The following is a 22,341-nucleotide window of genomic DNA, read 5'->3' as shown; positions in this document are numbered from 1 at the left end:
GCTTAGTCGGGCCCGATTGCGGCGACCCGGAACGGGATGGGGCCATTGGCCAGTTCGATGATTTCGAGCATCCTGCCGATCCTCAACGCGCAATCTTCGAACCACGCGATATCGTCGGTTTGCGGACCATTGTTCGTGACGATGAAATGCCATGTCGCTTCTTCGCGCACGATATAGCCCGAGCGGTCGGGTTCGCTGGGCCAAAATCTCCTCATCGTTGCGCGGCGCTGATCCACGGCGTGCATTAGCGGGTCGATATGCCCATTCGAATTGAGAGGAACCCGCAGGAGATAGGCACGGGTTGCGGACCCGGCGGGAAACACGCCGGTCGGCGCATGCTCAAGTCTGACCAATCTCCAGGGCACTCCGTCAAGCACCCCCTTATCAATTTGAACACCGCTCCCGGCGGGCGGCGAGCGCCCGCCCGGAGGCCGCAGTATCGCAAGTCGAGAGGCGACGAATCTTCCCGTAAATGTCCCTAGTTTGGGCACGCAGGCGAATGGGGGGCGGCCCTCACTTGGTGAAGCCCGACCCCAACCCGTAGACCCGGGCGCCGATCAGAGCGGCAAGGGGCGCTTCGAAAAGGCCCCGGACAATCGAGACGATCGCGATTCCAAGTGTCACGAATCCGTTTGCCCACACCGATAGCAGGAACAGGACATAGGCGATGAACCAGAAGGTGAAGGCGGCGACGACCGCCGCCTTGGTGTCCGACCGGAAACGCGGGCGCATCGCCGCATAGAGCCAGATCAGAACCACACCGTAGGACAGCGTGAGTATGCTACCGGAAGCGTACTGGGCGGTGCCGGGTTGCGAAATCCCGAAGTCATGCCTCAATTCGGCCCAGTGCTCGGCCAAAAGGATCGCATTCAGCACATACTCGCCGACGATGATGACGAGACCCGCCGCGATGCCTCCGATTAGGATGCGCGCGAGATGGATGTCCTGCATTGTTCTTCTCCCCGATTTCGGTTTCTCCCACGGCCGGGCTCATTGGCGTTTCTTCAAGTCGATCGAGCTTCGGCATCGGTGGATCCTTCGTTCTTTCGCCCAGCCAGCCAATCGCCCAACCCGATCGGGAAGGGAAAGACGATGGTCGAGCTGTTCTGTTCGTTGGCGAGCACGTTAAGGGTCGAAAGATACCGCAGCTGCATCGCTTCGGGCGCTTCGGAAAGGACGCGGGCAGCATCGAGCAGCCTGGCGGCGGCCTGGTGCTCGCCCTCGGCATTGATCACCTTGGCGCGGCGTTCGCGTTCGGCCTCGGCCTGTCGGGCTATTGCGCGAACCATCGATTCATCGATGTCCACATGCTTGATTTCGACATTGGCGACCTTGATGCCCCAGGCATCCGTGTTCTTGTCGAGAATTTCCTGCAGGTCCTCGTTCAGCTTGTCGCGCTCCGACAGCATTTCGTCGAGCTCGTGCTTGCCGAGCACCGAACGCAGGGTGGTTTGCGCCAGCTCGCTGGTCGCCTGCGCGAAATTCTCGACCTGTATGATAGCGCTCTCGGGATCGACGATGCGGAAATAGACCACAGCGTTGACCTCCACCGACACGTTATCCTTCGAGATCACGTCTTGCGTCGGGACATCGAGCACTATGGTGCGCAGATCGGTGCGTACGATCTGTTGCACGAACGGGATCAGGATGATGAGGCCCGGACCCCTGACACCCGTGAACCGACCGAGCGTGAACACGACGGCGCGCTCGTACTCGCGCAGGATCTTGATCGCGGCCCAAAGGAAGAGAAGAACCAGAAGGACCAGCGAGCCGACGAAGCCAAAATTCACATATTCCATCGTTATCTCCCGGCTTTCAATTCTCGCTCGCGGCCGATCGTGAGACCGTGAGGTTCAAACCCGCAATCTCGTCGATGACGACCGTCTCGCCTTCTTCCAGGCGATCGGGTCCGTGGGCGTTCCAGCGTTCGGAATGAACGAACACGTGGCCCTTGCCATTGCGCCAGTCGAGCACCGTCGCGGTCACGCCGATCAACTCCTCCGCGCCGGTAACGACGGGGTGTCCGAAAGAGCGAATGCCGACCCGCGCCACGAGAACCACTAGTCCCGCGCCGAAGATGGCCAAGGCGGCGATCACGGACCAATTGACCCGGAAATCCGGCACGTCGGTGTCGAACAGCACGGTCGCGCCGAACACGAAGGCGATCACTCCGCCTATGCCCAATATGCCGAACGACGGCGCAAAGGCCTCCGCCACCATCAGCCCGACCCCCAGCGCGATCAGCGCCACCCCCGCAAAACCGACCGGAAGCGCGGCGAGCGCATACAGGGCGATCAGGAGCGAGATCGCGCCGATGGTTCCCGGCACCAGCGCGCCCGGATTGAGGAACTCGAAAACCAGCCCGTAGACGCCGATCATCAGCAAGAGCAGCGCGATATTGGGATTTGTGATCGTCGCCAGGATCTGGGTGCCCAAACTCGGCTCGATTTCGTTGATCAGGAGACCGGCGCTGCTCATCGCGCGTGTCTCGCCGTCCATGATGTATTCACGTCCGTCCAGTTGTCCGAGCAGCGACGCCGGATCGGATGCGACGACGTCGATCACGCCTTGCTCCAGCGCCGCATTGGCGGACAGGCTCGCAGCACCGCGTACCGCCTCTTCGGCCCATTCGGCGTTGCGCCCGCGCATTTCGGCTAGGGAGCGGATATAGGCGACGGCATCGTTGACCGCCTTGCGTTCCGCGGCGTTTGCCGGAACGGCTCCCGTGTCCTGCTCGTCATCGGAGGGTTGCTCGGGAGCGGGCATGCCGCCGATCTGTATGGGAGTCGCCGCGCCGAGATTGGTGCCCGGCGTCATCGCCGCGAAATGGCTGGCGTAGAGAATGTAGGTTCCGGCGCTCGCTGCCCTTGCCCCGCTGGGATGGACATAGGTGGCGACCGGGATGGGCGATGCGAGGATATCCCGAATGATGTCGCGCATCGAGGTGTCGAGGCCGCCGGGTGTATCCATGGCGACGATGACGAGGCTGGCGTCCGCCTGCCTCGCCTGCTCCAGACCGTTGGCCAAGAACGACGCGGTCGCCGGGCCGATCGCCCCTTCGACGCGGAGCAGGATCGCTTCTCCGGATGAGGACCTGGCGGCAGAGCCGAGCACGATTGCCACCGCAACCAGCATCAGCAGGATGCTGCGGACGATCCACCGGCTGCCGCGCGATGCGAGCATCGAAATTCGCTTCCTTCCTGCATTCAGGGCAAACCGGTCGGCACGGCATCGAAGCGGCCGCAATCGCCCTGAAAAGCGGGGGGATTGCGACATACCCTTCCCGCCTTGGCTATACGGATTTTCGCGGATACGCCGGGCATGACGGTCGGACGGCCTCGGCCGCGTGGCGCCGCCCGTCGCGGGGATCACAGGACGCTGGTGAACAGCCAGTAGGTCGTGGTCGCGCTCAATACGCTGCCGACCAGCACCAGCATGACAGGTGCCGGAAGGCGTTTCGCAACGATCGCGCCAAGCGGTGCGGCCAACACGCCTCCGATGAGGAGTCCCAGGGTCGCGCCGGCCAGTTCTTCGATCCCGAGCTGGCTGACGAAGGCCCCCGATATGGCGACTGCGACAAAGAACTCGGCGCTGTTTACCGAGCCCACCACTTTGCGCGGCTCGGTGCCCTGAAGCATCAGCCCGGAACTCACGACCGGTCCCCAGCCGCCTCCCCCGATCGCGTCGAGAATGCCGCCGCTAAATCCGAGAGGCACGACCGCCTTGGGTGTGCGCTGGCGAAACTGGCCATGGATGCCCTTCAGGATCAGAATCACGCCCAGCAGGCCGAGATAGGCGAGAACGAAGGGCTTGACGGTATCGCCGTCGATCTGGGTGAGGCCATAGGCCCCGATCATGCCCCCCAGCACGCCGGGCAGGGCCGCTTTCAGGAACAGCCGCCTGTCGATGTTGCCGCTCAGTGCGTGGCTCGCGCCCGACACCGCCGTGGTGAAGCATTTTATGATGTGAACCCGGTAGGATGCCTGTGCCGGCGGGATACCCATGAAGCCGACCAGCAACGTGGTTGCGATGGCTCCGAAGGCCATGCCCAACGCGCCATCGACCAATTGGGCCACGAACCCGATCGCGACAAAGGGAAGCAGGTCTCCCCAGGCGGTGTCGACAAAATCCATCTCTCGGCTCCCCCCGACGAACTAGGGGCACCCGTGTTTCGCTCGTATGCGGGAATATACGTGTCCGCGCACTCGCGCGAACCACCACGGGAGGTCCGCGCCCCCCACTTGCCGTCCCGAGCCGGAACGGGCGCGGCTCGTTCGGCGCCGAGCCCCTGGGCAAGAGGGCATGCCAGTCCGGCAAGCCGATGGGCCGACATTCCTCAGGTCCCGGCATGCGGGCCTCTTGCCGCGCCTCCCTGGACGACGCATGATGTTTCGGTTGCGAATCGAGACTGACGCGGCGGGGGAGAGAGACATGGCTACGGCCCACAAGGACGGCATGATCGACAAGGAGGCTCTGCGGCGCAAATATGCCGAGGAGCGCGACAAGCGGCTGCGCGCCGACGGTTCGGCGCAATACAAGCGGCTCGAAAGCGAATTCTCCGGTCTCGCCATCGATCCCTATACGCCGCGTGAAGAGCGCGATCCGGTCAGCGACCATGTGACCTTTGCCTTCATCGGTGGCGGTTTTGCCGGGCTGGTCGTCGGGGCGCGGCTCAAGGAAGCGGGCATCGACGACTATCGCATCGTCGAAAAAGGCGGCGATTTCGGCGGGACGTGGTATTGGAACCGTTACCCCGGCGCGCAATGCGACACGGCGAGCATGATCTACATGCCGCTGCTCGAGGAAACCGGGCACATGCCGAGCGAGAAATACGCTCACGCTCCCGAAATCCGCGACCATTGCAGCCGCATCGGCAAGCAGTACGGCCTCTACGACAACGCGCTGTTCCACACGCAGGTAACCGACGTCCAATGGGACGAAGGTCGCAGGCTGTGGATCGTGCGGACCGATCGCGGCGACGAATTCACCGCCAAATATGTCGGCATGGGCACGGGGCCGCTGCATGTCGCCAAATTGCCGGGCTTGCCCGGGATAGAGCAGTTCGAGGGCAAGAGCTTCCACACCAGTCGGTGGGACTATGGCTACACCGGCGGGACGCCCGAAGGCGAGCCGATGACGGGGCTGGCCGACAAGCGCGTGGCGATTATCGGTACGGGTGCCACGGCGGTGCAGGTCGTGCCCAAGGTCGCCCGCGATGCCAGGGAAGTGTTCGTCTTCCAGCGCACGCCGTCGAGCGTCGACGAACGCAACAACCGCCCGCTCGAACGCGACTGGTTCGACAGCGTTACCGGACCCGGCTGGCAAAAGCAGTGGCAGGAAAATTTCGTCGCCAATCTCGGTGTCGGCTTCCCGGCGGAAGATCTCGTCGATGACGGCTGGACCGATCTCGGCAAGCGCATCCGCGCGCAAGTCGTCGACATGCCGCCCGAAGAACGTACGCCCGAAGGCATCATGGCCGCCTTCGAGGATGCCGATAACGAGAAGATGAGCGAAATTCGTGCGCGCGCCGAAGCCATCGTCGGCGGCGAAGCGGGCGAGAAGCTCAAGGCCTGGTATCGCCAGCTGTGCAAGCGCCCGTGCTTCCACGATGAATACCTCCAGGCCTTTACCCGGCCCAACACGCACCTCGTCGATACCGATGGCAAGGGCGTCGAGCGGATCACCGCCAAGGGCGTCGTCGCCAATGGCGAAGAATATGAGGTCGACTGCATCGTCTATGCCTCGGGCTTCGAAGTCGGCACCGATTTCACCGAGCGCGCGGGATACGATGTGACCGGGCGTGGCGGGCAGACGCTGTCGGATTATTGGGCGGGCGGCATGCGCAGCTTCCACGGGCTGCATGTGCACGGCTTTCCCAACATGTTCTTCGTCCAGCAGAACCAGGCCGCGGCCTTCATCGCCAACTATCCGCACAATCTCGTCGACCACGCAGACACTGTGGCCTGCGTGGTCAACCACGCGGAAAGCGAAGGCCACGCGACGGTCGAGCCGAGCGCGCAGGCCGAACAGAAGTGGATCGATTTCCTGCTCACCGGTCCGGGCGCGCGCCTGGGCAGTACCGAATGCACACCCGGCTATTACAACAATGAAGGGCAGGGCTATGGCGAGCAGGAACGGTTCGCGCTCGGCCATCCAGCGGGGGCGCTTGGCTTCTTCAACCATATCGACCAGTGGCGCAAATCGGGAAAATTCGAGGGTCTCGAATTCAGCTGAGCCACCGGCGGCGGACACGGAAAGGCCGCGCGACGCAGGGTCGCGCGGCCTCGTTTTCATGAGCCGAGAGGATCAGTCCTCGCTCTTGGTTCCGGTCGTGCCGGCCGGAAGCTCGGGGCGTTCGGCTGGCAGGGCGGCGTTGCGGTCGCCCGTCTTCAGATAGGTGTCGAACCAGCGCATCATGCGCAGATTGTAGTCGTAGCGCGCGGCGGCCTTGCGGTTGCCATGGCCTTCGCCCGGATAGAAGACCATCCGCACCGGCGTATCGGGCTTGCGGATCTTGATCGAGCGATAGAGCTCGAGGCTCTGGCCCGGATCGACGCGCGTGTCCTCCTCGCCATGCATGATCAGCAGCGGGGTTTCCGCCTTGTCGACATGATAGATGGGGCTGACCTCGAGCATCTTCTGCCAGTCGTCCCACGGCCAGGCGCGGCTGTGGACGTTGTACATCTCGTAGGGGATGTCGCCGGTTCCGAACTTGCTGATCTGGTTGGAGATGCCGACGAACATCACGCCCGCTGCAAACTCCTCGCTCCAGCGGGTCGAGGACCAGGCGGTGGCATAGCCGCCATAGGATCCGCCGGTCACGCCCACGCGATCGGCATCGGCGATCCCTTCGGCGACCAGCGCGCGCTTGGCATCGACCAGATCGGTGAATTCGGGGTCGGTGTAATTGCCCTGGTGCTGCTTGGAGAACGCAGTGCCGTAGCCGGTCGAGCCGCGATAGTTGGGCAGGAAGACGGCATAGCCCTGGCCCGCCGCGACCTGGCCGGGCTTGGAATAGGCGGTCTGCCAGCCATTGCTGTCATGCGCTTCCGGCCCGCCATGGACGTTGAGGATCAGCGGGGCGCCGCCTGCCGGGGCGCCGCCGACCGGCTCGATCAGCACGCCTTCGACTTCCTGACCGTCGCGCGCGGTGTAACGGAAGGTGCGCTGCTCGCCGAAGTCGATTTCGCTCAGCCACGCGTTATGGCTGGTCCAGCGGGTGAAGCTGTCACCGTCGAGGCGGAACAGTTCGGTCGGGTGGCGCGGCGCGCTCGCTTCGACCGCGATGACCGAACCCTCGGTCTCGACATTGCTGATGATCAGCGCGCCGGGATCGATTTCGCGTGCAAGCGAACCGTCGAGATTGTGGATGCGCAGCACGCTCTGCGCGCCGACATGCACTGCCGCGATCAGGCGGCCGTCATCCATGTATTCGACGTCGACCACCGCTTCGGGGGCACCCGCATTATGTGGCGTCACCGTGCCGGTGGCGGTATCGACGAAATGGATCGTGGTCGCCGCCGGATCGTTCATGTCGACCGCTGCGATCAGCGCCAGCTGGCTCGCATCGGGCGAGATTTCGACATCGTCGATCTTGCCCGGCGTGTTGATGACCAGGCGCACATCGCCCGAGGCCATGTCGAGAATGTTGACCTTCTTGTTGACGTACTGGTCGTCGATCAGCGTGGTGGGCGCAGTTTCGATCACGCCGATGCGCGCATCGTCCGCGATCTGGAACGAGGTGACGTAGCCAGGAACGCTGACTTCCTGCGGTTCGGCATCGGGCTCGCCGCCGATACGCGCACGGAACAGGCGGTTGAGCTGCTGCTCCTCCTCGTAGACGACCGAATTGAAGCCGGCCTCGCTCTGCTTGGTGCGATCCTTGTCCTCTTCCGCCGCGACCAGCAGGTGCATATGGCTGCCATCGGGCGACCAGGCATAGGAGCGCACGGCCGCGCCATCGACACCGGCGAGCTTGCGCTGTGCGCCGCCATCCACGGGGATGCCCCATACGGCGGTTTTATCGTCTCCGTCGGCCCACAGGAAGCTGACCATGCGGCCATCGGGCGAAAACTGCACGCCGCTCACATTCATGTCGTCGGGCAGGAACTCGCGCACATTGCCGGGACCGTATGCCATCGACAGCTGCTGCGTGGTGGTTCCGTTCTCCTCGCCTTCGGTGACGTCGGGAAGCCGCGCGGTCGTATAGGCGACACGGCTGCCATCGGGCGAGACGGCGATGGTGCCGACGCTTTCGAGCTTGGCGACGTCTTCGGGGGTCATCGGCCGTGCCTGCGCCTGCGCGGCGATCGAGGCGGTGGCGAGCAAGGCGGCGGCGGTGAGCGGCGCGCGAAGTTTCATATCGGTTGAATCCTCTCCTTAGGGGGTGGTGGGGCCGCTATAGCGATAGGACGGTGCGGGGCAAACCGACGCATGGCGGGTTCGGCTCGACAGGGACGGTGCAAGTGCGTACAATTCCAGCCAACCCCGGGGAGCCAGCAGAGTCTTCGTGCTTTGGGCTGAGAGGGGCAGGTTGCGCTGCCCGACCCGTCGAACCTGAACCGATTAGCATCGGCGGAGGGAGTGGGCGGCACATGCCAAGGGTCCGCTCTCCATCCGCCAAGAGGAGAGATTTCGCGTGGCCGACGCTATCGACATCCCCGCTTGGATCGCCCTGTTTTTCGGGCTCTATGCGCTGTCAGCGGCGATCGGCGAATTGCGCATGCCGGGCGGCTGGGCGGCGCTGCTCGCCCATTTCGAACGCGATATCGGCTTGCGCTTTCTCAGCGGGATCGTCTGCATCGCCCTCGGCGCGGCGATCTACCTCGTTTCGCCATGGCGGCCGGACGACTGGCTTGCCGTGCTCGTCACCGTCCTCGGCGGGTGGATCGCTATCGAAGGTGCGCTCATCCTCGCCTTCGGCGACAGTTTCCTTGCCATCGCCCGGCGCCTGATGGGCGCCGCGAACAAGCTGTGGGCGTGGCTCTCGCTCCTCATCGGCGTGGTGCTGATCGCCGCCGCGCTCATTCGTCTCTAACGTTCCCCCAATCCAAGGAAGGTCCTCATTCATGGCCGACATCAATTCCAAGTTCGACATCGGCGTCACCACCGGCCCGATCCGCGGCAGCCGCAAGGTCCATGTCGGCGCGAAGAGCGGCTCGGGCATCCGTGTCGCCATGCGCGAGATCGACCTCGAGGGCGGCGAGCCCAGCGTGCGCGTCTACGACACCAGCGGTCCCTACACCGATCCCGATGCGACCATCGATATCCGCGCCGGGCTCGAAGCCAAGCGCCGCGAATGGATCATGGCGCGCGGCGATGTCGAGGAATACGATGCGCGCGAGGTAAAGCCCGAGGATAACGGCCAGCTCGGCCCGGATCGTTCGGGCGGCGTCCCGGCCTTCCCCAATGTCGTCAAGCGCCCGCTGCGCGCCAAACCGGGCGCGAACGTCACGCAGATGCACTATGCGCGGAAGGGCATCGTCACCCCCGAGATGGAATATGTCGCCGAGCGCGAGAACCTAGGGCGCGAAATGCTGCGCGATGCGGCGGCCTATGAAACCGCGCGCGACGGCGGCCAGCCCTGGGGCGCATCGGTGCCCGACTACGTCACCCCCGAATTCGTCCGCGACGAGGTCGCCCGCGGCCGCGCGATCATTCCCAACAACATCAACCACCCCGAAACCGAGCCCATGGCGATCGGGCGCAACTTCCTCGTCAAGATCAACGCCAATATCGGCAATTCCGCCGTGGCTTCCGACGTCGCTAGCGAAGTCGACAAGATGGTCTGGTCGATCCGCTGGGGCGCGGACACGGTGATGGACCTCAGCACGGGGCGCAACATCCACGACACGCGCGAATGGATCATCCGCAACTCGCCCGTCCCCATCGGCACCGTGCCGATCTACCAGGCGCTGGAAAAGGTCGGCGGCATTGCCGAGGACCTCACCTGGGAAATCTTCCGCGATACGCTGATCGAACAGGCCGAACAGGGCGTCGACTATTTTACCATCCACGCCGGCGTGCGCCTGCCCTATGTCCCGATGACCGCCAAGCGCGTCACCGGCATCGTGTCGCGCGGCGGCTCGATCATGGCGAAATGGTGCCTCGCTCATCACAAGGAGAGCTTCCTCTACGAACGCTTCGACGAGATCACCGAGATCATGAAGGCCTACGACATCGCCTATTCGCTGGGCGACGGCCTGCGTCCCGGCTCCATCGCCGACGCCAACGACGAAGCCCAGTTCGCCGAGCTCTACACGCTCGGTGAACTGACCAAGCGCGCCTGGGAGCAGGACGTGCAGGTGATGATCGAAGGCCCCGGCCACGTGCCGATGCACAAGATCAAGGAGAATATGGACAAGCAGCTGGAGGCCTGCGGCGAAGCGCCCTTCTACACGCTCGGCCCGCTCGTCACCGATATCGCGCCCGGCTACGACCACATCACCAGCGGCATCGGCGCGGCGCAGATCGGCTGGTACGGCACCGCCATGCTCTGCTACGTCACGCCCAAGGAACACCTCGGCCTGCCCGACCGCGACGATGTGAAGGTGGGCGTCGTGACCTACAAGCTCGCCGCCCACGCCGCCGACCTCGCCAAGGGCCACCCGGCCGCCAAGGTCCGCGACGACGCGCTGTCCAAGGCGCGCTTCGAATTCCGCTGGCGCGACCAGTTCAACCTCAGCCTCGACCCCGACACGGCCGAGCAATATCACGACCAGACGCTGCCCGCAGAAGGCGCCAAGACCGCGCACTTCTGCTCGATGTGCGGCCCGAAGTTCTGCTCGATGAAGATCACGCAGGAAGTGCGGGATTTTGCGGCGAAGCAGAACTCCGACAGCTACCTCGCGAGCGAGAACATCAAGCGCGAGACCTCAGCCGAAGAAGCCGAGGAAGCGGTGAAGGGCATGGAAGAGATGAGCGAGGTGTATCGGGAGAAGGGCGAGAAGTTGTATTTGCCGGAGGGAGATTAGATGACAATCATCGGGGGCGATGGCCCGCCTCCAACCCCGGAACAGTTTTTAGCCATCGACGAGCAGCTAGCTGATGACGGCGTCCCTGCTTTGGAGCGCCCATTTCAAGCGGCCAAAATTTGGGGGGAGCAGTCGGGCGATATAATGACTGCGTTGAAACAGGAGGGTTGGTTTCGCGAAAGATATCGTGAACTGCATCCATCGGTTCCATATGACGGCAGCGCCTTTCTGACGCTTTGCGTCTCGGCGCGCTCGATTTCCTACTTCTTGAAGCCGCCGATGGGCTTTGGCCGCGTAGCGATAAAGCCACTCGACTACATCACAATTACCAAACCCGAAGTCGAGAGGCTCTGGGCAACGCACCCGAGTGCGTTCTGGGAACTCACATTCCAAGGCTTCGATGGTGTCGATCTTTTTATGGCTCAGGTGAATTACCATTCAAAAATCAAAGCCGTCGAGAACATGCTGGCGACTGCAGTAAACCAGCTTACAGCCTCAGCAAGGCAGTTAGTCGCTGGAGAAATCGACTTATCGATACCGCAAGGCCTAGCTATGGCTTGCGAACTTGTAGGAAAGTCGGTGCTGCTGAAGGAAGGCGCGACGCAGAAAGAGATTAAAGCACTTGGACATGACCTTACCGAGCTGGCCAAAGCTGTTGCAGACAGACTATCATCACCCGTAGATGATCAGGTTCAGATGGTAGCGGAAACGCTGCCCAAATACGTCGCGGTTCGTTATGATGCGCCAGCTTTAAATATGGCTCAGGCCCAAGACGTTTATCGACGAACTCTATTCGTAGTTGCGGACTTTCTTCGTCGGGCAAACCATGACCAGCTTTATTGGAAGATGATCGACGACGACACGGTGCCTAAGCGGGACTGGGAAAACTTTCTGTAGCTATCATGGACATATGGCTTTCTGTTATCGCAACCGTCCTCGCACTTCTGGCGTTTTCCCGGGAAATCTGGCGAACATGGAGAGATAGGCCTCGCCTCACATTTTACGTTGACCGCGTGACATTTCGAGACGTTCCTCACTTCGGGGATATGATGCGCATTCGAATTTTGATTTGCAATGTGGGATATCGCCCTCTCATTCTTGTTCGCTTTCGTGCTCTTGGTGAAACAAGTGCCTATTCGATGGGTATCCATGACGAACCTGCAGCAGCGCTAGGTGCGGAGGATCGCCGATTTCCCGTGAAAATCGAACCGGGGGAGTGCGTGACAATCCATCCACTGGGTGTCGAGGCCTTAGAGCGGAACCAAACTGATCCGAATGACGAGAAAGTCCACTTCGATCCGTGGCGTTTGTTCGTGCTGGAAGACAGTTTTGGCCGCTTTCATCCGATGGAAATTGAAGATGTGAAGCGCGAACTTCGTATAGGTGAACGCTGGACGCATTATCGGGGATTGCGAAGGTTAAAGCGATGGTGGAGTAGGCAGAGGTTCTTACGGCGTATCAAGAAGCGCAATCGCTTGCTGGCCTAGGCGCTTCGCGTTATAACACCAGTATGAACAAGCCGCTCAAGATCACAAAAATCGGCAATTCCGCTGGGATCGTCCTGCCCAAGGAGGTGCTGGCGCATCTCGACCGGAAGGTGGGGGACGAGCTGACGCTGGTGCTCAAGCCCAACGGGATCGAGCTCGTCGGCGGGGAGCCGGATTTCGAGGAGCAGATGGCGGCGGCGCGCAAGGTCATGGCCGAGCGCAAGCGCGCGCTGCGCGAGCTGGCGAAGTGATTTGTGGACGTCATCCCAGCGAAAGCTGGGATCGCTATCGGTTTTGCCTGACGCCAGAGATGCCAGCTTTCGCTGGCATGACGGATAGGGGGTCGCCACCACTCCCAACCCCCTCCTCGAAAGAAGAGGGGGCTTGATGCCCGCGCTCTGGACCTGGATCGTCACCGAAGTGGCGCTCGCTGCGCATGCCGAGCAACTGGCCGAGCATGGCGGGGGTGACGGCATTCGCGATGCCGGAATGCTCGACAGCGCCATGACGCGCCCGCGCAACCTCGCCGAGTATGGCGAGCCCGACGCGGCGGCTTTGGCCGCAGCCTACGCCTATGGGATCGCGCGCAACCATCCTTTCGTCGATGGCAACAAGCGCACCGCTGCGGTGGTGAGCGAAACCTTCCTGATGCTCAATGGCCACACGCTCGATGCCACCGACGCCGAACTGGTTGTCGCCTTCGTCGCCCTTGCCGCCGGCGAATTGTCCGAAGACGAACTCGCCGACTGGTTCCGCCAGCATATCGTCGCGACCTAGCGCATCCTCACCAGCACCCGGTCCAGCGCCTGCAGGAAGTTCGACCGGTCCGCCTTGCTGAACGGTGGTGGGCCGCAGCCCATGCCGTCCATCCCGGCGCGCAGGTCTTCCATGATCGCGCGGGTGGCCACGGCGCTGCCGATGCTGGCGGCGTCGAATTCGCGGCCGTCGTGTTTCAGCACGCGCGCGCCTGCCTTGAGGCAGCGCTCGGCGAGCAATATGTCGGCAGTGATCACCACGCTGCGTTCGTCCGCATTCTCCGCGATCCAGTCGTCGGCGGCATCGAAGCCGTCGGAGACCACCACGCGCTTCACCCACTCGCTCACCGGCACGCGGAAGGCGCTGTTGCTGACCACGCGGACCTGCGCCTCGTAGCGCTCGGCGACGCGGTAGATTTCTTCCTTTACCGGGCAGGCATCGGCATCGACGAGGATGGTGGGCGCGCTCATGCGCGCCTCGCTAGCGCAGGCGGCCGGGGCAGGTAAACGGCAGGTAAACTTTCCTACACCCCCCGTTTTGTGCCTTATCCTGCACGATGACCCGCCACAGCCCCATCCCGCCCGCCGCTCCCGCCACTCCCGAGCCCTCCGACGCACTCTCCGACACTCCCTCCGACACCGCGCCCGCCACCCGTCACGACGGCTGGTCGCTCGCAAGACAGGTGCGCTTCCTGCGCGCGCTCTCCGCCACGCATTCGGTGACCGAGGCGGCGAAGTCGGTCGGTATGTCGCGTCAGTCGGCCTATCGCCTGCGCTCGCGATTGAAGGGCAGGGCGTTCGATCTCGCCTGGGAGGTCGCCTTCCACCACTCCTACGACGTGCTCGCGCATGCCGCGCTCGAACGCGCGCTCAACGGGGTGGAGGTGCCGGTCTATTTCCAGGGGGAAAAGGTGGACAGCTATCGCCGCTATGACGAGCGGCTGACCGTCGCGCTGCTCGGCCGGTTCACGCTGGGCGGCAATCCGGCCTTCGGGCGGCTGGGGCCGGGCGCCGAGCGGCATGCGCGCGATTTCGAGCGGCTGCTCGGGCGGATCGCGGCGGGCGAGAAGGTGGAGACCGGCGCGCCGGGGCCCGACGATCCGGGCGAGCTGGAGGCGCTGCGCGCGCATGGCAGCGCCGCGCACACGCATAAAGGCGCCTTGGGCCACTGTCCGTCCGGCTGGTCGGACGAGGAATTGATCGAGGCATTACAGGAGTTTGATGGCGAGGATGAAAGGTGACGCGGTGTCACCTTCGTCACGCGGTATCGGCGTTTCGCGCGCTCCCCGCATTCATGCTAGAGCGCGTCCGCGCAATATCCCGATTGCCCGAGAGGATCACCGCCATGCATGCCTTCCAGCCCTTCCTTGCCGCCGCCTTGCTCGCCGCGCCGCTGGCGAGTGCCGCACCCGCGCTGGCCGACGATCATGCGGCGGGCGAAAAGCGCACCCTGATGCCCGAAGGCGGGCCCGGGCTCGCGATGATGGAGGAATTCGGCTTTTCCGAAGCGGTGATCCACGGCGACACGGTCTATCTCTCGGGCGTGATCCTCGGCCCCGCGCCCGAGGGGATGACCCGCGAAGAGGCCTATGACCGCAGCTTCCAGTATCTCGGCAGTGTGCTCGAACGCGCCGGGTCGAGCTGGGACGACGTGATCGACATCGCCACCTACCATGTCGATATCGACGCCTCGATGCCCGCGCTGGCGGCGGTCAAGAACCGCTATGTGAAGGCGCCGTTCCCCGCCTGGACCGCGATCGATATCGACCGCCTGTTCGCGCCCGAGGGCGAGGTGGAGATCAAGATCACCGCGCGCGTATCGCCGGGATAGGCGCCCGGTCTCGCTGCGCGAATGCGAGGGCTCGTCCTGCGCTCGCCCGACCGGCAGTCGCGCCTCCCGCCTGGCGGAGGCCCGCCTTGAGACGGCGTGCGCAAATCGGTCGACGATGCGTCCGATTCTGCTGGACAGAAGGGGTTTCGACCCCATCTCGGAAACAGTCAGAACCATCACCGAGAGGAGCTTCGCCAATGCAGGTCCAGTTCAATTCCGATCACTCCGTCATGGGCACCGAAAACGTCGCGGAGCGCATCGAGGCGGCTGTGCGCGACAAGCTGGCGCGGTTCGAGGAGCGGCTGACCCGGGTCGAGATCCATGTGCGCGACGAGAACGGGCGCAAGGGCGGGGCGGACGACAAAGTCTGCACGATCGAGGCGCGCCCGCGTTCGGGCAATCCCATCGGCGTCACCGCGCACGCCGCCAAGGTCGACGATGCCGCGCGCAAGGCGGCCAATACGCTGGCCCAGCGGCTCGAGCGGAACTTCGGCAAGGAATCGAAGCACAAGCACGATGCGCGGCCCGACAAGGTGATGTAGAAGCGGCGAGACGGGGCATCGCGCGCACCGCTCGCCCGGATGTCGGCACGCTTCGCCGCGCCTCAGCCCCGCTTCGACACAATCTTGCCCAAATTCGAAACATCCGCAGCCGCTCTGCGTTCGTATCTTGAAGCACCAGCCGGGTGGGCCGGCTGAGGAAATGCTTGAATTTACCGACAAAAGGGACCCGATATGAACAAGCTTACCATTGCGCTCGCCTCTGCCGCATCGCTGGCGATCGCCGCCTGCGCCGAAGCCCCGGCGGAAAACGACGGCTATGACGATACCGCCGCTGCGGCCGACCAGATGGCCAATGCCGAAGCCGAAACCGGCACCATCGTCGAAGTCGCGCAGGGCGACGAGACCTTCTCGACGCTCGTCAGCGCGGTTACTGCCGCAGAGCTGGGCGAAACGCTGTCGGGCGACGGCCCGTTCACCGTCTTCGCGCCGACCAACGATGCTTTCGCCAAGATCCCCGAGGCGACGCTGACCGAGTTGACCACCAACGATACCGAAACGCTCGGCAATATCCTCACCTACCACGTGGTCGAGGGCAATGTGGACGCCGCCACGCTGACCCAGGCGATCACCGATGCGGGTGAGGAAGGCTATACCATCACCACCGTAAACGGCGGCACGCTGACCGCCACTGTGGTCGACGGCAATGTCGTGCTGACCGACGCCGCGGGTGGCACCTCCACCGTCACCGCGACCGACGTCGCCGCCTCGAATGGCGTGATCCACGTGATCGATACGGTGTTGATGCCGCAATAAGCTTCGTTGGAAATCGGAGCGAAAATCGGAAGGCGGCCTCTTTCGGGGCCGCCTTCCTCGCTTCAGCGGGCCTATCGGCTGCCGGCCGGCTAGGAGGGCGAAGGGTTAGCCGGATCTTGCTGCCGGACGGCGGTATCGGATTGGACCTCCGGCGCCGGGCTCGCCGCATAGCTCTGCTCGCCACGCTCTGCACCGCGTGCCACGGTAACGCGCGGCGGTGAAATTCGGACGGCCACCGGCACCGTCCGGCGCGGCGCGGGTTGCCATCTGGCCAGGCGATCTACCTCGTCCTCGGCCAATTCATCCGCGTAGGTCGCCGCCAGCGGGATGGCATCGGGCCGGTCCCCCCAACCGCCTCGCCTGTCGCGCAAACGCCCATGCGACGCCAGCGCGGCCACCGGAATGGTGCCGGTCGGGGTGACGAGCGGGTAATGATCGGGTGGCCGCTTGCGCGGGTCGAGCTTGAAATCGCCGACGCCGGCGTTGGGTGGGGCCTCGGGGATATGGCTCGCCGCGCTGCGCTGAAGCATGGGGGTGGAGCCGATCGCCGAGCCGCTCAGCGCGCCGGCCGTTACCACGGCAAGCACGAGGGCGGCGGCGCAAAGGCGTGGATCGAGGCGAGGCATATTCATGACGACGGGTTTCCACCTTCCCAACGCCGATCGGCCCCGGCGTGTTCCAAAGCCCTGCCGGCTCGCGGACACAGTGGCCCTCGACGATGCGGGCCGAACTGCATCCAATCCGCCGCCTGCCCGCTGGACACAGGGATTTGGAAGGGTAGTCTCGCCATTGTTTTCGGGAGGGGAAGAGATGAGCGGACAAACTGGCGGATGCCTTTGCGGGGAAATCCGCTATGCATTCGAAGGGGAGCCGGCGGCGACCATGGTGTGCCATTGCACGCATTGCCAGAAGCAGTCGGGCAGTGCATTTTCGACCATCATCGGCGCGCCGGAAGGGCAGGTCGAGATTACCGGCGATCCCGCGCGCTATCGCGACAGTGGGGAAAGCGGTCGGTCTGTCGAAAGGCAGTTCTGCAACACCTGTGGTTCGCCTCTGTTCACCAGGGCCGAGGTGTCGCCGCAGATGCTGTGGATCAAGGCAGGCACGCTGGACGATACTACGCAATTCACGCCGTCGGCGCATATCTGGACGCGCAGCAAGCAATGCTGGGTCGAGACGGGCGATATTCCCGCTTTCGACACCAATCCCGGCTGAAGGAGCAAGGGGAATGGCCAGCATCCGCGCCCGCCTCGTCAATTTCGCACTGCCGCTGCTCGGCATCAAGCGCTTCTTTTCCGAGCCGGACAAGTTCGACGAGAGGATTGCAAAGCTGCGGGCACAAAAGCCGATCCGCCCGCGCGCGAAGTGGCACAAGCGCTTTGCCATTCGCGAATTTGCCAGCCGCGGCTTTCCGGTGGTGACGATCGAGCCCAAGGGCGGGGCACGGCCGGATGCGCCGCATCTGCTCTACCTGCATGGTGGCGGCTATGTGATGGACATCGCCGCGGTGCATTGGGACACGGTGGCCGATCTGTGCGAGCGGCTGGAAGCATCGGCGACGGTGCCGATCTATCCGCTCGCGCCGGAAAACAAGGCCGAGGATGTGCTGGCGGCTATGCGCTCGCTCTATCATGAACTGGCGGATCGCTACGGGGCGAAGAACATCACCGTGATGGGCGACAGCGCGGGCGGCGGAATGAGCCTGGCGCTGGCACAACTGTTGAAATCGGAAGGCGCGGCGATGCCGGGCAGCCTGGTGCTTTATTCGCCCTGGCTCGATGCGACCGCGACCGCCGAGGGTCAACGCGCGATCGAGAAGCGCGACCGGATGCTGGCGGTCAGCGGGCTGGAGGCCTGCGGCGAAATGTATCGCGGCGACCTGTCCATCGACGATCCTCGCGTCAGCCCGCTGTTCGGCGAACTGGAGGGCCTGCCGCCGATGGCGATCTTCTCCGGCACTTCGGATATCCTGCTGGTGGACGGCCGCCGGCTTGCCGAGCGGCTGGGCGATGAGGGGATGCCCGAACACATTTATCGCGAGTATGAGGACATGTTCCACGTCTGGATGCTGCTGCCCGTGCCCGAGGGAAAACGGGCGCGCGGCGAGACGGTCGACTTCATCCGCAAATACAGGAGCGCGGCGTGAAGCACAGTAGGTTCTATCTTTGCTTGGGAGCGCTGGCTCTCGGCAGCTGCGGTGACCGCGGTGACGATCCGGGCCCCGGATCGCTGCAGGAATCGACTTTCACCGAGATCGCCGAGGCCGAGGTCGTGCACTACACCGGCACCGAGCCTTTCTGGGGCGGCGCGGCAGGCGGCGGCATGGCGACCTATTCCACGCCCGAGAATCCCGACGGTCGCGAGTTCGCGGTACAGCGTTTTGCCGGGAACAACGGCCTCGGCATCAGCGGTCAGCTCGACGGCGCGGGTTTCGATCTGACCATCACACCGGGAGAATGCTCCGACGGGATGAGCGACCGCAGCTATCCCTATACTGCCACACTGCTTGTCGGGGGCGAGCAGCGCCTGGGCTGCGCCTGGACCGAAAGCCAGCCCTTCAGCGGCCCGGACACGCCGTAATGGCCGACCGTACCCCTATCGGCTGGCGCATCTTCTTCTGGCTTGCTGCGGCCTACAACCTCGTAATCGGCCTCGGCGCATTCCTCGATGCGGAGTGGGGTTCGGCCGAGGCGATCGGCGGAGTGCTGATCTTCTGCTTCGGCATAGTCTATGCTCTGGTCGCACGCCAGCCGAAGCGGTTTGCGCCCGTGCTGATCGCCGGAATCCTCGGCAAGGTGATGGTCGTGCTGATGCTCGGCCCTCCCAGCTGGGGTGAGAGCGGTGACCCGGGCGTGGGTGCTATCGTCGCAGGGGATCTGGCCTTTGCACTCGGCTTCGCCGCTTTCCTGTTGCGGGGGCGCAAACTTGGGTAGCGTTCCGACCCTGCCGCGCCTGCTTGGGCTGGCTGGCCTGCTGCCGCAGATCGCCTGCGTCGCAGTGCTCTATGCCGGCCCTGCGGAATGGCGCGATCCGGCACAGGCAATCGCTTTCGCCTATGCCGCGCTGATTCTGTCCTTCCTTGGCGGCATGTGGTGGGGGATCGCCGCCGCCGCCCCGGCTGCCGAGCGACGCCATACGCTGGGCTGGGTGTGGATCGCCGCCGTTACGCCGAGCCTGGTCGCGCTGGCCTGCTTCTTGCCCTGGGTGCTGGGCTGGCAGTGGCCCGAACCGTCGTTGGTCATGCTCGGCGGGGCGCTGTTGGTGAGCCTGGGTGTCGATGCCAGGTTGGGCGCGCTGGCGCCGCGCTGGTGGATGGCGCTGCGCGTGCCGCTATCGGTCGGTCTCGGCCTCGCGACGGTCGCCGCCGCGCTGGCCTAGCGTTTCTCGACCCCCGCCGCGTCGAGTTCGGGACCGAGCCGCCCGGTCAGCCACAGCCACCACATGCGGAAATCCGCTCGAAGGCTCCACAGCGGATAGGTGAAGGTCGCCGGACGGTTTTTCTCATGCCCGAAATGCGCGATCCAGGCGAAGAAATAGCCCGCCAGCGGGAGTGCCGCGAGCAACAACCATTCTTCCGCCACTATGGCGGTCACGGCCAATGCCACGACCAGCGTGGTGCCGATGTAATGCAGCGCCCGCGTGCCGGGCCGCGAATGCTCGCGCAGGTAGAAGGGCCAGAACTCGGCAAAGGTCGAGTAGCGTCGGTCCGTCATTGCAGTCCCGGAATTTCGAGTTGCGCCGGGCTGGGCGCGTCCGGCATCAGCAATTCGCGCTGTTCCGGTTCCTCGCTCGCAGTTGCAGGCGTCGCAGGAGCCGCGCCGATGGCGTTGCAACTGCGTCCGGCGAGGAAATCGAGCGCCGCAGCGACCGAGGCCTCGCTTGGATCGCCGAGCGGTTTGAGAATCTCGTCGGAGGCGGCGCAGGTTTGCGGCATGACATCGGCCAGACCGCTGTAATAGTCGCCCTGATCGTCGGCATTGACGGAGCGGAAGGCGACCACGCGCAGGCGATCGTCGCAGGCGGATCGGTCGCGGGCGATCTGGCCCACGGGCTTGCCGAAGGTGTCCGATCCGACCAGCGCGATGTTGTTGCCGAGGAAGGGGATGAAGGCATTGGCCACCAGTTCGCTCGCCGAAGCCGTGCCATTTGTGCCGATCACGGCGATCTTCGTCGCCGCGATGGCCTGCTGCTCCGATGCGAACAGGCGGGATTCGTCGAAGGCACTCTTCGAATCGCGGTAGACGGTCTTGCTGAAAATCTGGCCGACCTTGTCGGCTGCCAGCAGATCGCCCAGAACCTCTGCCACCGAGACCAGTCCGCCGCCATTGTAGCGGAAGTCGAGAATGATCTGGGTCACCCCTTCGTTGCGGAACACGGTGAAGGCATCGCGCAACTGCCGCTTGGCATCGTCGACGATGAAGGTGCGCAAATTGACATAGCCGACCTTGGTGCCGCCATTGTCGAGGATCTTCGCGCCGTAGCGGTCGGAAATCGGATCGAGCGCGTACTCGGCCTTGGTTACGTCGACTGTGATTTCGCTGCCGTCGGCTTGACGGACACGCAGATTGCGGGTCACGCCGGGATTGTTGGGGCCGAGCGCATTGACCACCGCCTGCGGCCCGCCCGATGCCATAAGTGTACTGACCAGTTCCCCGTCGATGGCGAGGATCTCGCTGCCGCGGTCGATATTCTGGGCGAAGGCGGGGGCATTCTCGAAGGCCTCGACCACAAAGACCCTGCCTTCGGACTGGTTGTAGCTCAGCCGGACGCCGAAGCCTGCGCTGGAGCCGCTGTTGATCAGTTCGTTTTCTTCCTGGATCGAGGTGATATAGGTGAAGAAGCGATCGCGATCCTGCGCGCGCGCCGGTGCGACCAGCGCGTTGATATAGTCCTGGACCGTGGTGAAATTCGCCTTGTTGACGGTCTGGTCGATCAGGTTGGGGAAAAGGTACCATTCATCGATCTGGGAGAGCACCCAGTCCTGACGGCTGCCGAGCGAGCAGGTGTTGGCCGTGCCGCCTCCGCCCCCGCCAGTGCCGGCACCGCTACCGCCGCCAGCTGTGTTGCCACCGCCCGAGCCGCCCCCGCCCCCGCAGGCAGCGAGCGAAATTGCCAATGTTGTGGTTAGAATGGTGCGACCCAGCCCCATGCGATTACTCCCGTACGATATGTCCGATGCCCCGTAAGCGAGGCGATAATGATCCCATGGCGGCTTAATCGGGGGCGGGCAAGGGTCCGCACAGGCGCCCCAAAGACCCGCTTTCCCTTAAAAACGGTGCAAATTCGGTCCGGCGGGATGGTTTGTGACCCCGAGCTATGCCTTAAAGGTTGGCCAAATGCAGCAATGAGCGTCGATCTGGAGGAGTATTCATGGCAAGCGGCGTTGCGCCCTGGGTTCAAAAGGCAGTCGGCGGAAACCCCGTCGGACATACGCTGACCCTGGAAAAGGTCGCCGACGAGCGTGTGCTCGGCCGCGGTGGCCTCACGCTGACCAGCGCGGCGTTCCGCCATGACGGCGAGCTCGATCCCTCCTTTACCGCGATCGAGGAAGACGCGGTGGCCCCGCCGCTCGAATGGACTGCGCCCCCTCCCGGTGCGCAGGAACTGGTGTTGGTGGCAGAAGATGCGGACAAGGGTCACGTCCACTGGACCGTCTGGGGCCTCGCGCCGCAGAAGGGCAAGCTGATGGAAGGCGAGACCCCGCCGCGCACCGGCAAGAACGCGCAGGGCAATTCCGAATGGCTACTGCCCGACCCGCCGCTGGGCGAAGAACACCGCTACGTTTTCCAGCTTTTTGCGATCGACCTCCCGCTCACACTGATGCCGGGCGCGACGCATGAGGAACTCGTCCGCAATCTGGACGGACACGTGACCGCCGCCGCAGTTCTGACAGCCAGGTTCGAAGGCCATGAGGTCGAGGAACTGGATGTCGACGATCTGGGCGACGTAGAATGAAGCATAGCCAAGGAAAGGATTAGT

Annotated in this window: 27 protein-coding genes and 1 riboswitch; of the genes, 17 read left to right on the top strand and 10 right to left on the bottom strand. The window is 64.0% G+C overall.

Features of this window, described 5'->3' with window-relative positions:
• Positions 1-2: 2 nt before the first annotated feature.
• The 5 genes from ASS64_RS13665 to ASS64_RS13645 all read right to left on the bottom strand — a co-directional run bounded on the left by ASS64_RS13665 (position 3) and on the right by ASS64_RS13645 (position 4,133).
• Entirely contained in the window at positions 3-215 is a 213-nt protein-coding gene (locus tag ASS64_RS13665) for a hypothetical protein (protein WP_157075198.1), read from the bottom strand.
• Positions 216-513: 298 nt separating this feature from the next.
• Positions 514-951 carry a hypothetical protein gene (locus ASS64_RS13660; protein WP_067695669.1) on the bottom strand — a complete coding sequence of 146 codons (438 nt, stop codon included), beginning with the start codon at positions 949-951 and terminating at the stop codon, positions 514-516.
• A gap of 53 nt (positions 952-1,004) precedes the next feature.
• Positions 1,005-1,799, bottom strand: coding sequence for a slipin family protein (locus ASS64_RS13655; RefSeq protein WP_067695666.1), 795 nt, complete (start codon positions 1,797-1,799; stop codon positions 1,005-1,007).
• Between the two features lie 16 nt (positions 1,800-1,815).
• Positions 1,816-3,183, bottom strand: a complete 1,368-nt coding sequence (locus tag ASS64_RS13650) for a nodulation protein NfeD (RefSeq protein ID WP_067695663.1) — start codon at positions 3,181-3,183, stop codon at positions 1,816-1,818.
• A 185-nt stretch (positions 3,184-3,368) separates the two neighbouring features.
• Positions 3,369-4,133, bottom strand: a complete 765-nt coding sequence (locus ASS64_RS13645) for a sulfite exporter TauE/SafE family protein (RefSeq protein WP_067695661.1) — start codon at positions 4,131-4,133, stop codon at positions 3,369-3,371.
• A gap of 298 nt (positions 4,134-4,431) precedes the next feature.
• On the opposite strand from ASS64_RS13645, the gene ASS64_RS13640 reads away from it, so the two are divergent.
• Entirely contained in the window at positions 4,432-6,234 is a 1,803-nt protein-coding gene (locus ASS64_RS13640; protein ID WP_083508376.1) for an NAD(P)/FAD-dependent oxidoreductase, read from the top strand.
• A 72-nt stretch (positions 6,235-6,306) separates the two neighbouring features.
• Here ASS64_RS13640 and ASS64_RS13635 read toward each other — a convergent pair whose 3' ends face one another.
• Positions 6,307-8,361, bottom strand: a complete 2,055-nt coding sequence (locus ASS64_RS13635) for a S9 family peptidase (RefSeq protein WP_067695658.1) — start codon at positions 8,359-8,361, stop codon at positions 6,307-6,309.
• Positions 8,362-8,478: 117 nt separating this feature from the next.
• Positions 8,479-8,601: riboswitch (TPP riboswitch) on the top strand.
• A 37-nt stretch (positions 8,602-8,638) separates the two neighbouring features.
• Between ASS64_RS13635 and ASS64_RS13630 the strand changes: the two genes are divergently transcribed.
• From ASS64_RS13630 to ASS64_RS13610, 6 genes are all read left to right on the top strand, one after another.
• On the top strand, positions 8,639-9,037 hold the full coding sequence (locus ASS64_RS13630) for a hypothetical protein (RefSeq protein WP_067695655.1): 399 nt from the start codon (positions 8,639-8,641) through the stop codon (positions 9,035-9,037).
• A 31-nt stretch (positions 9,038-9,068) separates the two neighbouring features.
• Positions 9,069-10,973, top strand: a complete 1,905-nt coding sequence (gene thiC, locus ASS64_RS13625; protein WP_067695653.1) for a phosphomethylpyrimidine synthase ThiC — start codon at positions 9,069-9,071, stop codon at positions 10,971-10,973.
• Entirely contained in the window at positions 10,974-11,870 is an 897-nt protein-coding gene (locus ASS64_RS13620) for a hypothetical protein (RefSeq protein ID WP_067695651.1), read from the top strand.
• Positions 11,871-12,019: 149 nt separating this feature from the next.
• Positions 12,020-12,460, top strand: a complete 441-nt coding sequence (locus tag ASS64_RS16735) for a hypothetical protein (protein WP_157075197.1) — start codon at positions 12,020-12,022, stop codon at positions 12,458-12,460.
• Positions 12,461-12,483: 23 nt separating this feature from the next.
• Positions 12,484-12,711 (top strand): AbrB/MazE/SpoVT family DNA-binding domain-containing protein, encoded by a 228-nt coding sequence (locus ASS64_RS13615; RefSeq protein ID WP_067695648.1) that lies wholly within the window; start codon positions 12,484-12,486, stop codon positions 12,709-12,711.
• Between the two features lie 136 nt (positions 12,712-12,847).
• Positions 12,848-13,237, top strand: coding sequence for a type II toxin-antitoxin system death-on-curing family toxin (locus ASS64_RS13610; RefSeq protein WP_067695645.1), 390 nt, complete (start codon positions 12,848-12,850; stop codon positions 13,235-13,237).
• Here ASS64_RS13610 and ASS64_RS13605 read toward each other — a convergent pair.
• Positions 13,234-13,686 carry a YaiI/YqxD family protein gene (locus tag ASS64_RS13605; protein ID WP_067695642.1) on the bottom strand — a complete coding sequence of 151 codons (453 nt, stop codon included), beginning with the start codon at positions 13,684-13,686 and terminating at the stop codon, positions 13,234-13,236. The two genes, ASS64_RS13610 and ASS64_RS13605, sit on opposite strands and share 4 nt — an antisense overlap.
• A gap of 86 nt (positions 13,687-13,772) precedes the next feature.
• On the opposite strand from ASS64_RS13605, the gene ASS64_RS13600 reads away from it, so the two are divergent.
• The 4 genes from ASS64_RS13600 to ASS64_RS13585 all read left to right on the top strand — a co-directional run bounded on the left by ASS64_RS13600 (position 13,773) and on the right by ASS64_RS13585 (position 16,362).
• Positions 13,773-14,456, top strand: a complete 684-nt coding sequence (locus ASS64_RS13600) for a hypothetical protein (protein ID WP_067695639.1) — start codon at positions 13,773-13,775, stop codon at positions 14,454-14,456.
• Between the two features lie 104 nt (positions 14,457-14,560).
• Positions 14,561-15,046 carry a RidA family protein gene (locus tag ASS64_RS13595; RefSeq protein WP_067695636.1) on the top strand — a complete coding sequence of 162 codons (486 nt, stop codon included), beginning with the start codon at positions 14,561-14,563 and terminating at the stop codon, positions 15,044-15,046.
• A gap of 197 nt (positions 15,047-15,243) precedes the next feature.
• Entirely contained in the window at positions 15,244-15,588 is a 345-nt protein-coding gene (locus ASS64_RS13590) for an HPF/RaiA family ribosome-associated protein (RefSeq protein WP_067695633.1), read from the top strand.
• Positions 15,589-15,780: 192 nt separating this feature from the next.
• On the top strand, positions 15,781-16,362 hold the full coding sequence (locus ASS64_RS13585; protein ID WP_067695630.1) for a fasciclin domain-containing protein: 582 nt from the start codon (positions 15,781-15,783) through the stop codon (positions 16,360-16,362).
• A gap of 89 nt (positions 16,363-16,451) precedes the next feature.
• Here the strand turns inward: ASS64_RS13585 and ASS64_RS13580 are convergent, their stop codons facing one another.
• Complete coding sequence (locus tag ASS64_RS13580; RefSeq protein ID WP_067695628.1) at positions 16,452-16,994, bottom strand: hypothetical protein; 543 nt, start codon at positions 16,992-16,994, stop codon at positions 16,452-16,454.
• Between the two features lie 178 nt (positions 16,995-17,172).
• Between ASS64_RS13580 and ASS64_RS13575 the strand changes: the two genes are divergently transcribed.
• From ASS64_RS13575 to ASS64_RS13555, 5 genes are read left to right on the top strand one after another with little or no spacing between them, the layout of a single operon-like run.
• Positions 17,173-17,577 carry a GFA family protein gene (locus ASS64_RS13575; RefSeq protein ID WP_067695625.1) on the top strand — a complete coding sequence of 135 codons (405 nt, stop codon included), beginning with the start codon at positions 17,173-17,175 and terminating at the stop codon, positions 17,575-17,577.
• A 13-nt stretch (positions 17,578-17,590) separates the two neighbouring features.
• Positions 17,591-18,508 (top strand): alpha/beta hydrolase, encoded by a 918-nt coding sequence (locus ASS64_RS13570; RefSeq protein ID WP_067695623.1) that lies wholly within the window; start codon positions 17,591-17,593, stop codon positions 18,506-18,508.
• Positions 18,505-18,942 carry a COG3650 family protein gene (locus ASS64_RS13565; RefSeq protein ID WP_067695620.1) on the top strand — a complete coding sequence of 146 codons (438 nt, stop codon included), beginning with the start codon at positions 18,505-18,507 and terminating at the stop codon, positions 18,940-18,942. The genes ASS64_RS13570 and ASS64_RS13565 overlap by 4 nt, the downstream gene beginning before the upstream one ends.
• Positions 18,942-19,295: a hypothetical protein gene (locus ASS64_RS13560; protein WP_067695618.1), complete on the top strand. Its 354-nt coding sequence runs from the start codon at positions 18,942-18,944 to the stop codon at positions 19,293-19,295. Before ASS64_RS13565 ends, ASS64_RS13560 begins: the two co-directional genes overlap by 1 nt.
• The gene (locus tag ASS64_RS13555; protein ID WP_067695615.1) at positions 19,288-19,740 is read left to right on the top strand and encodes a DUF3429 domain-containing protein; all 453 of its coding nucleotides are present in this window, start codon (positions 19,288-19,290) and stop codon (positions 19,738-19,740) included. Before ASS64_RS13560 ends, ASS64_RS13555 begins: the two co-directional genes overlap by 8 nt.
• On the opposite strand, the gene ASS64_RS13550 is transcribed toward ASS64_RS13555, so the two are convergent.
• Both ASS64_RS13550 and ASS64_RS13545 read right to left on the bottom strand, forming a co-directional pair.
• On the bottom strand, positions 19,737-20,075 hold the full coding sequence (locus tag ASS64_RS13550; RefSeq protein WP_067695612.1) for a DUF962 domain-containing protein: 339 nt from the start codon (positions 20,073-20,075) through the stop codon (positions 19,737-19,739). The genes ASS64_RS13555 and ASS64_RS13550 overlap by 4 nt on opposite strands.
• Entirely contained in the window at positions 20,072-21,478 is a 1,407-nt protein-coding gene (locus tag ASS64_RS13545) for a S41 family peptidase (RefSeq protein ID WP_369815376.1), read from the bottom strand. Before ASS64_RS13545 ends, ASS64_RS13550 begins: the two co-directional genes overlap by 4 nt.
• Before the next feature lie 254 nt (positions 21,479-21,732).
• Between ASS64_RS13545 and ASS64_RS13540 the strand changes: the two genes are divergently transcribed.
• The gene (locus ASS64_RS13540; RefSeq protein WP_083508374.1) at positions 21,733-22,317 is read left to right on the top strand and encodes a YbhB/YbcL family Raf kinase inhibitor-like protein; all 585 of its coding nucleotides are present in this window, start codon (positions 21,733-21,735) and stop codon (positions 22,315-22,317) included.
• Positions 22,318-22,341: the final 24 nt, after the last annotated feature.

It is taken from the genome of Erythrobacter sp. AP23 (genome assembly GCF_001542855.1).
Classification (GTDB): domain Bacteria; phylum Pseudomonadota; class Alphaproteobacteria; order Sphingomonadales; family Sphingomonadaceae; genus Qipengyuania.
Note: the sequence above shows the minus strand (reverse complement) of the source record. Positions and strands in the feature narration are given on the sequence as shown.

Coding starts and splice junctions, on each gene's coding strand:
- ASS64_RS13665 (WP_157075198.1), bottom strand. CDS start 215: ATGAGGAGATTTTGGCCCAGCGAACCCGACCGCTCGGGCTATATCGTG.
- ASS64_RS13660 (WP_067695669.1), bottom strand. CDS start 951: ATGCAGGACATCCATCTCGCGCGCATCCTAATCGGAGGCATCGCGGCG.
- ASS64_RS13655 (WP_067695666.1), bottom strand. CDS start 1,799: ATGGAATATGTGAATTTTGGCTTCGTCGGCTCGCTGGTCCTTCTGGTT.
- ASS64_RS13650 (WP_067695663.1), bottom strand. CDS start 3,183: ATGCTCGCATCGCGCGGCAGCCGGTGGATCGTCCGCAGCATCCTGCTG.
- ASS64_RS13645 (WP_067695661.1), bottom strand. CDS start 4,133: ATGGATTTTGTCGACACCGCCTGGGGAGACCTGCTTCCCTTTGTCGCG.
- ASS64_RS13640 (WP_083508376.1), top strand. CDS start 4,432: ATGGCTACGGCCCACAAGGACGGCATGATCGACAAGGAGGCTCTGCGG.
- ASS64_RS13635 (WP_067695658.1), bottom strand. CDS start 8,361: ATGAAACTTCGCGCGCCGCTCACCGCCGCCGCCTTGCTCGCCACCGCC.
- thiC (WP_067695653.1), top strand. CDS start 9,069: ATGGCCGACATCAATTCCAAGTTCGACATCGGCGTCACCACCGGCCCG.
- ASS64_RS13620 (WP_067695651.1), top strand. CDS start 10,974: ATGACAATCATCGGGGGCGATGGCCCGCCTCCAACCCCGGAACAGTTT.
- ASS64_RS16735 (WP_157075197.1), top strand. CDS start 12,020: ATGATGCGCATTCGAATTTTGATTTGCAATGTGGGATATCGCCCTCTC.
- ASS64_RS13615 (WP_067695648.1), top strand. CDS start 12,484: ATGAACAAGCCGCTCAAGATCACAAAAATCGGCAATTCCGCTGGGATC.
- ASS64_RS13610 (WP_067695645.1), top strand. CDS start 12,848: ATGCCCGCGCTCTGGACCTGGATCGTCACCGAAGTGGCGCTCGCTGCG.
- ASS64_RS13605 (WP_067695642.1), bottom strand. CDS start 13,686: ATGAGCGCGCCCACCATCCTCGTCGATGCCGATGCCTGCCCGGTAAAG.
- ASS64_RS13600 (WP_067695639.1), top strand. CDS start 13,773: ATGACCCGCCACAGCCCCATCCCGCCCGCCGCTCCCGCCACTCCCGAG.
- ASS64_RS13595 (WP_067695636.1), top strand. CDS start 14,561: ATGCATGCCTTCCAGCCCTTCCTTGCCGCCGCCTTGCTCGCCGCGCCG.
- ASS64_RS13590 (WP_067695633.1), top strand. CDS start 15,244: ATGCAGGTCCAGTTCAATTCCGATCACTCCGTCATGGGCACCGAAAAC.
- ASS64_RS13585 (WP_067695630.1), top strand. CDS start 15,781: ATGAACAAGCTTACCATTGCGCTCGCCTCTGCCGCATCGCTGGCGATC.
- ASS64_RS13580 (WP_067695628.1), bottom strand. CDS start 16,994: ATGAATATGCCTCGCCTCGATCCACGCCTTTGCGCCGCCGCCCTCGTG.
- ASS64_RS13575 (WP_067695625.1), top strand. CDS start 17,173: ATGAGCGGACAAACTGGCGGATGCCTTTGCGGGGAAATCCGCTATGCA.
- ASS64_RS13570 (WP_067695623.1), top strand. CDS start 17,591: ATGGCCAGCATCCGCGCCCGCCTCGTCAATTTCGCACTGCCGCTGCTC.
- ASS64_RS13560 (WP_067695618.1), top strand. CDS start 18,942: ATGGCCGACCGTACCCCTATCGGCTGGCGCATCTTCTTCTGGCTTGCT.
- ASS64_RS13550 (WP_067695612.1), bottom strand. CDS start 20,075: ATGACGGACCGACGCTACTCGACCTTTGCCGAGTTCTGGCCCTTCTAC.
- ASS64_RS13540 (WP_083508374.1), top strand. CDS start 21,733: ATGGCAAGCGGCGTTGCGCCCTGGGTTCAAAAGGCAGTCGGCGGAAAC.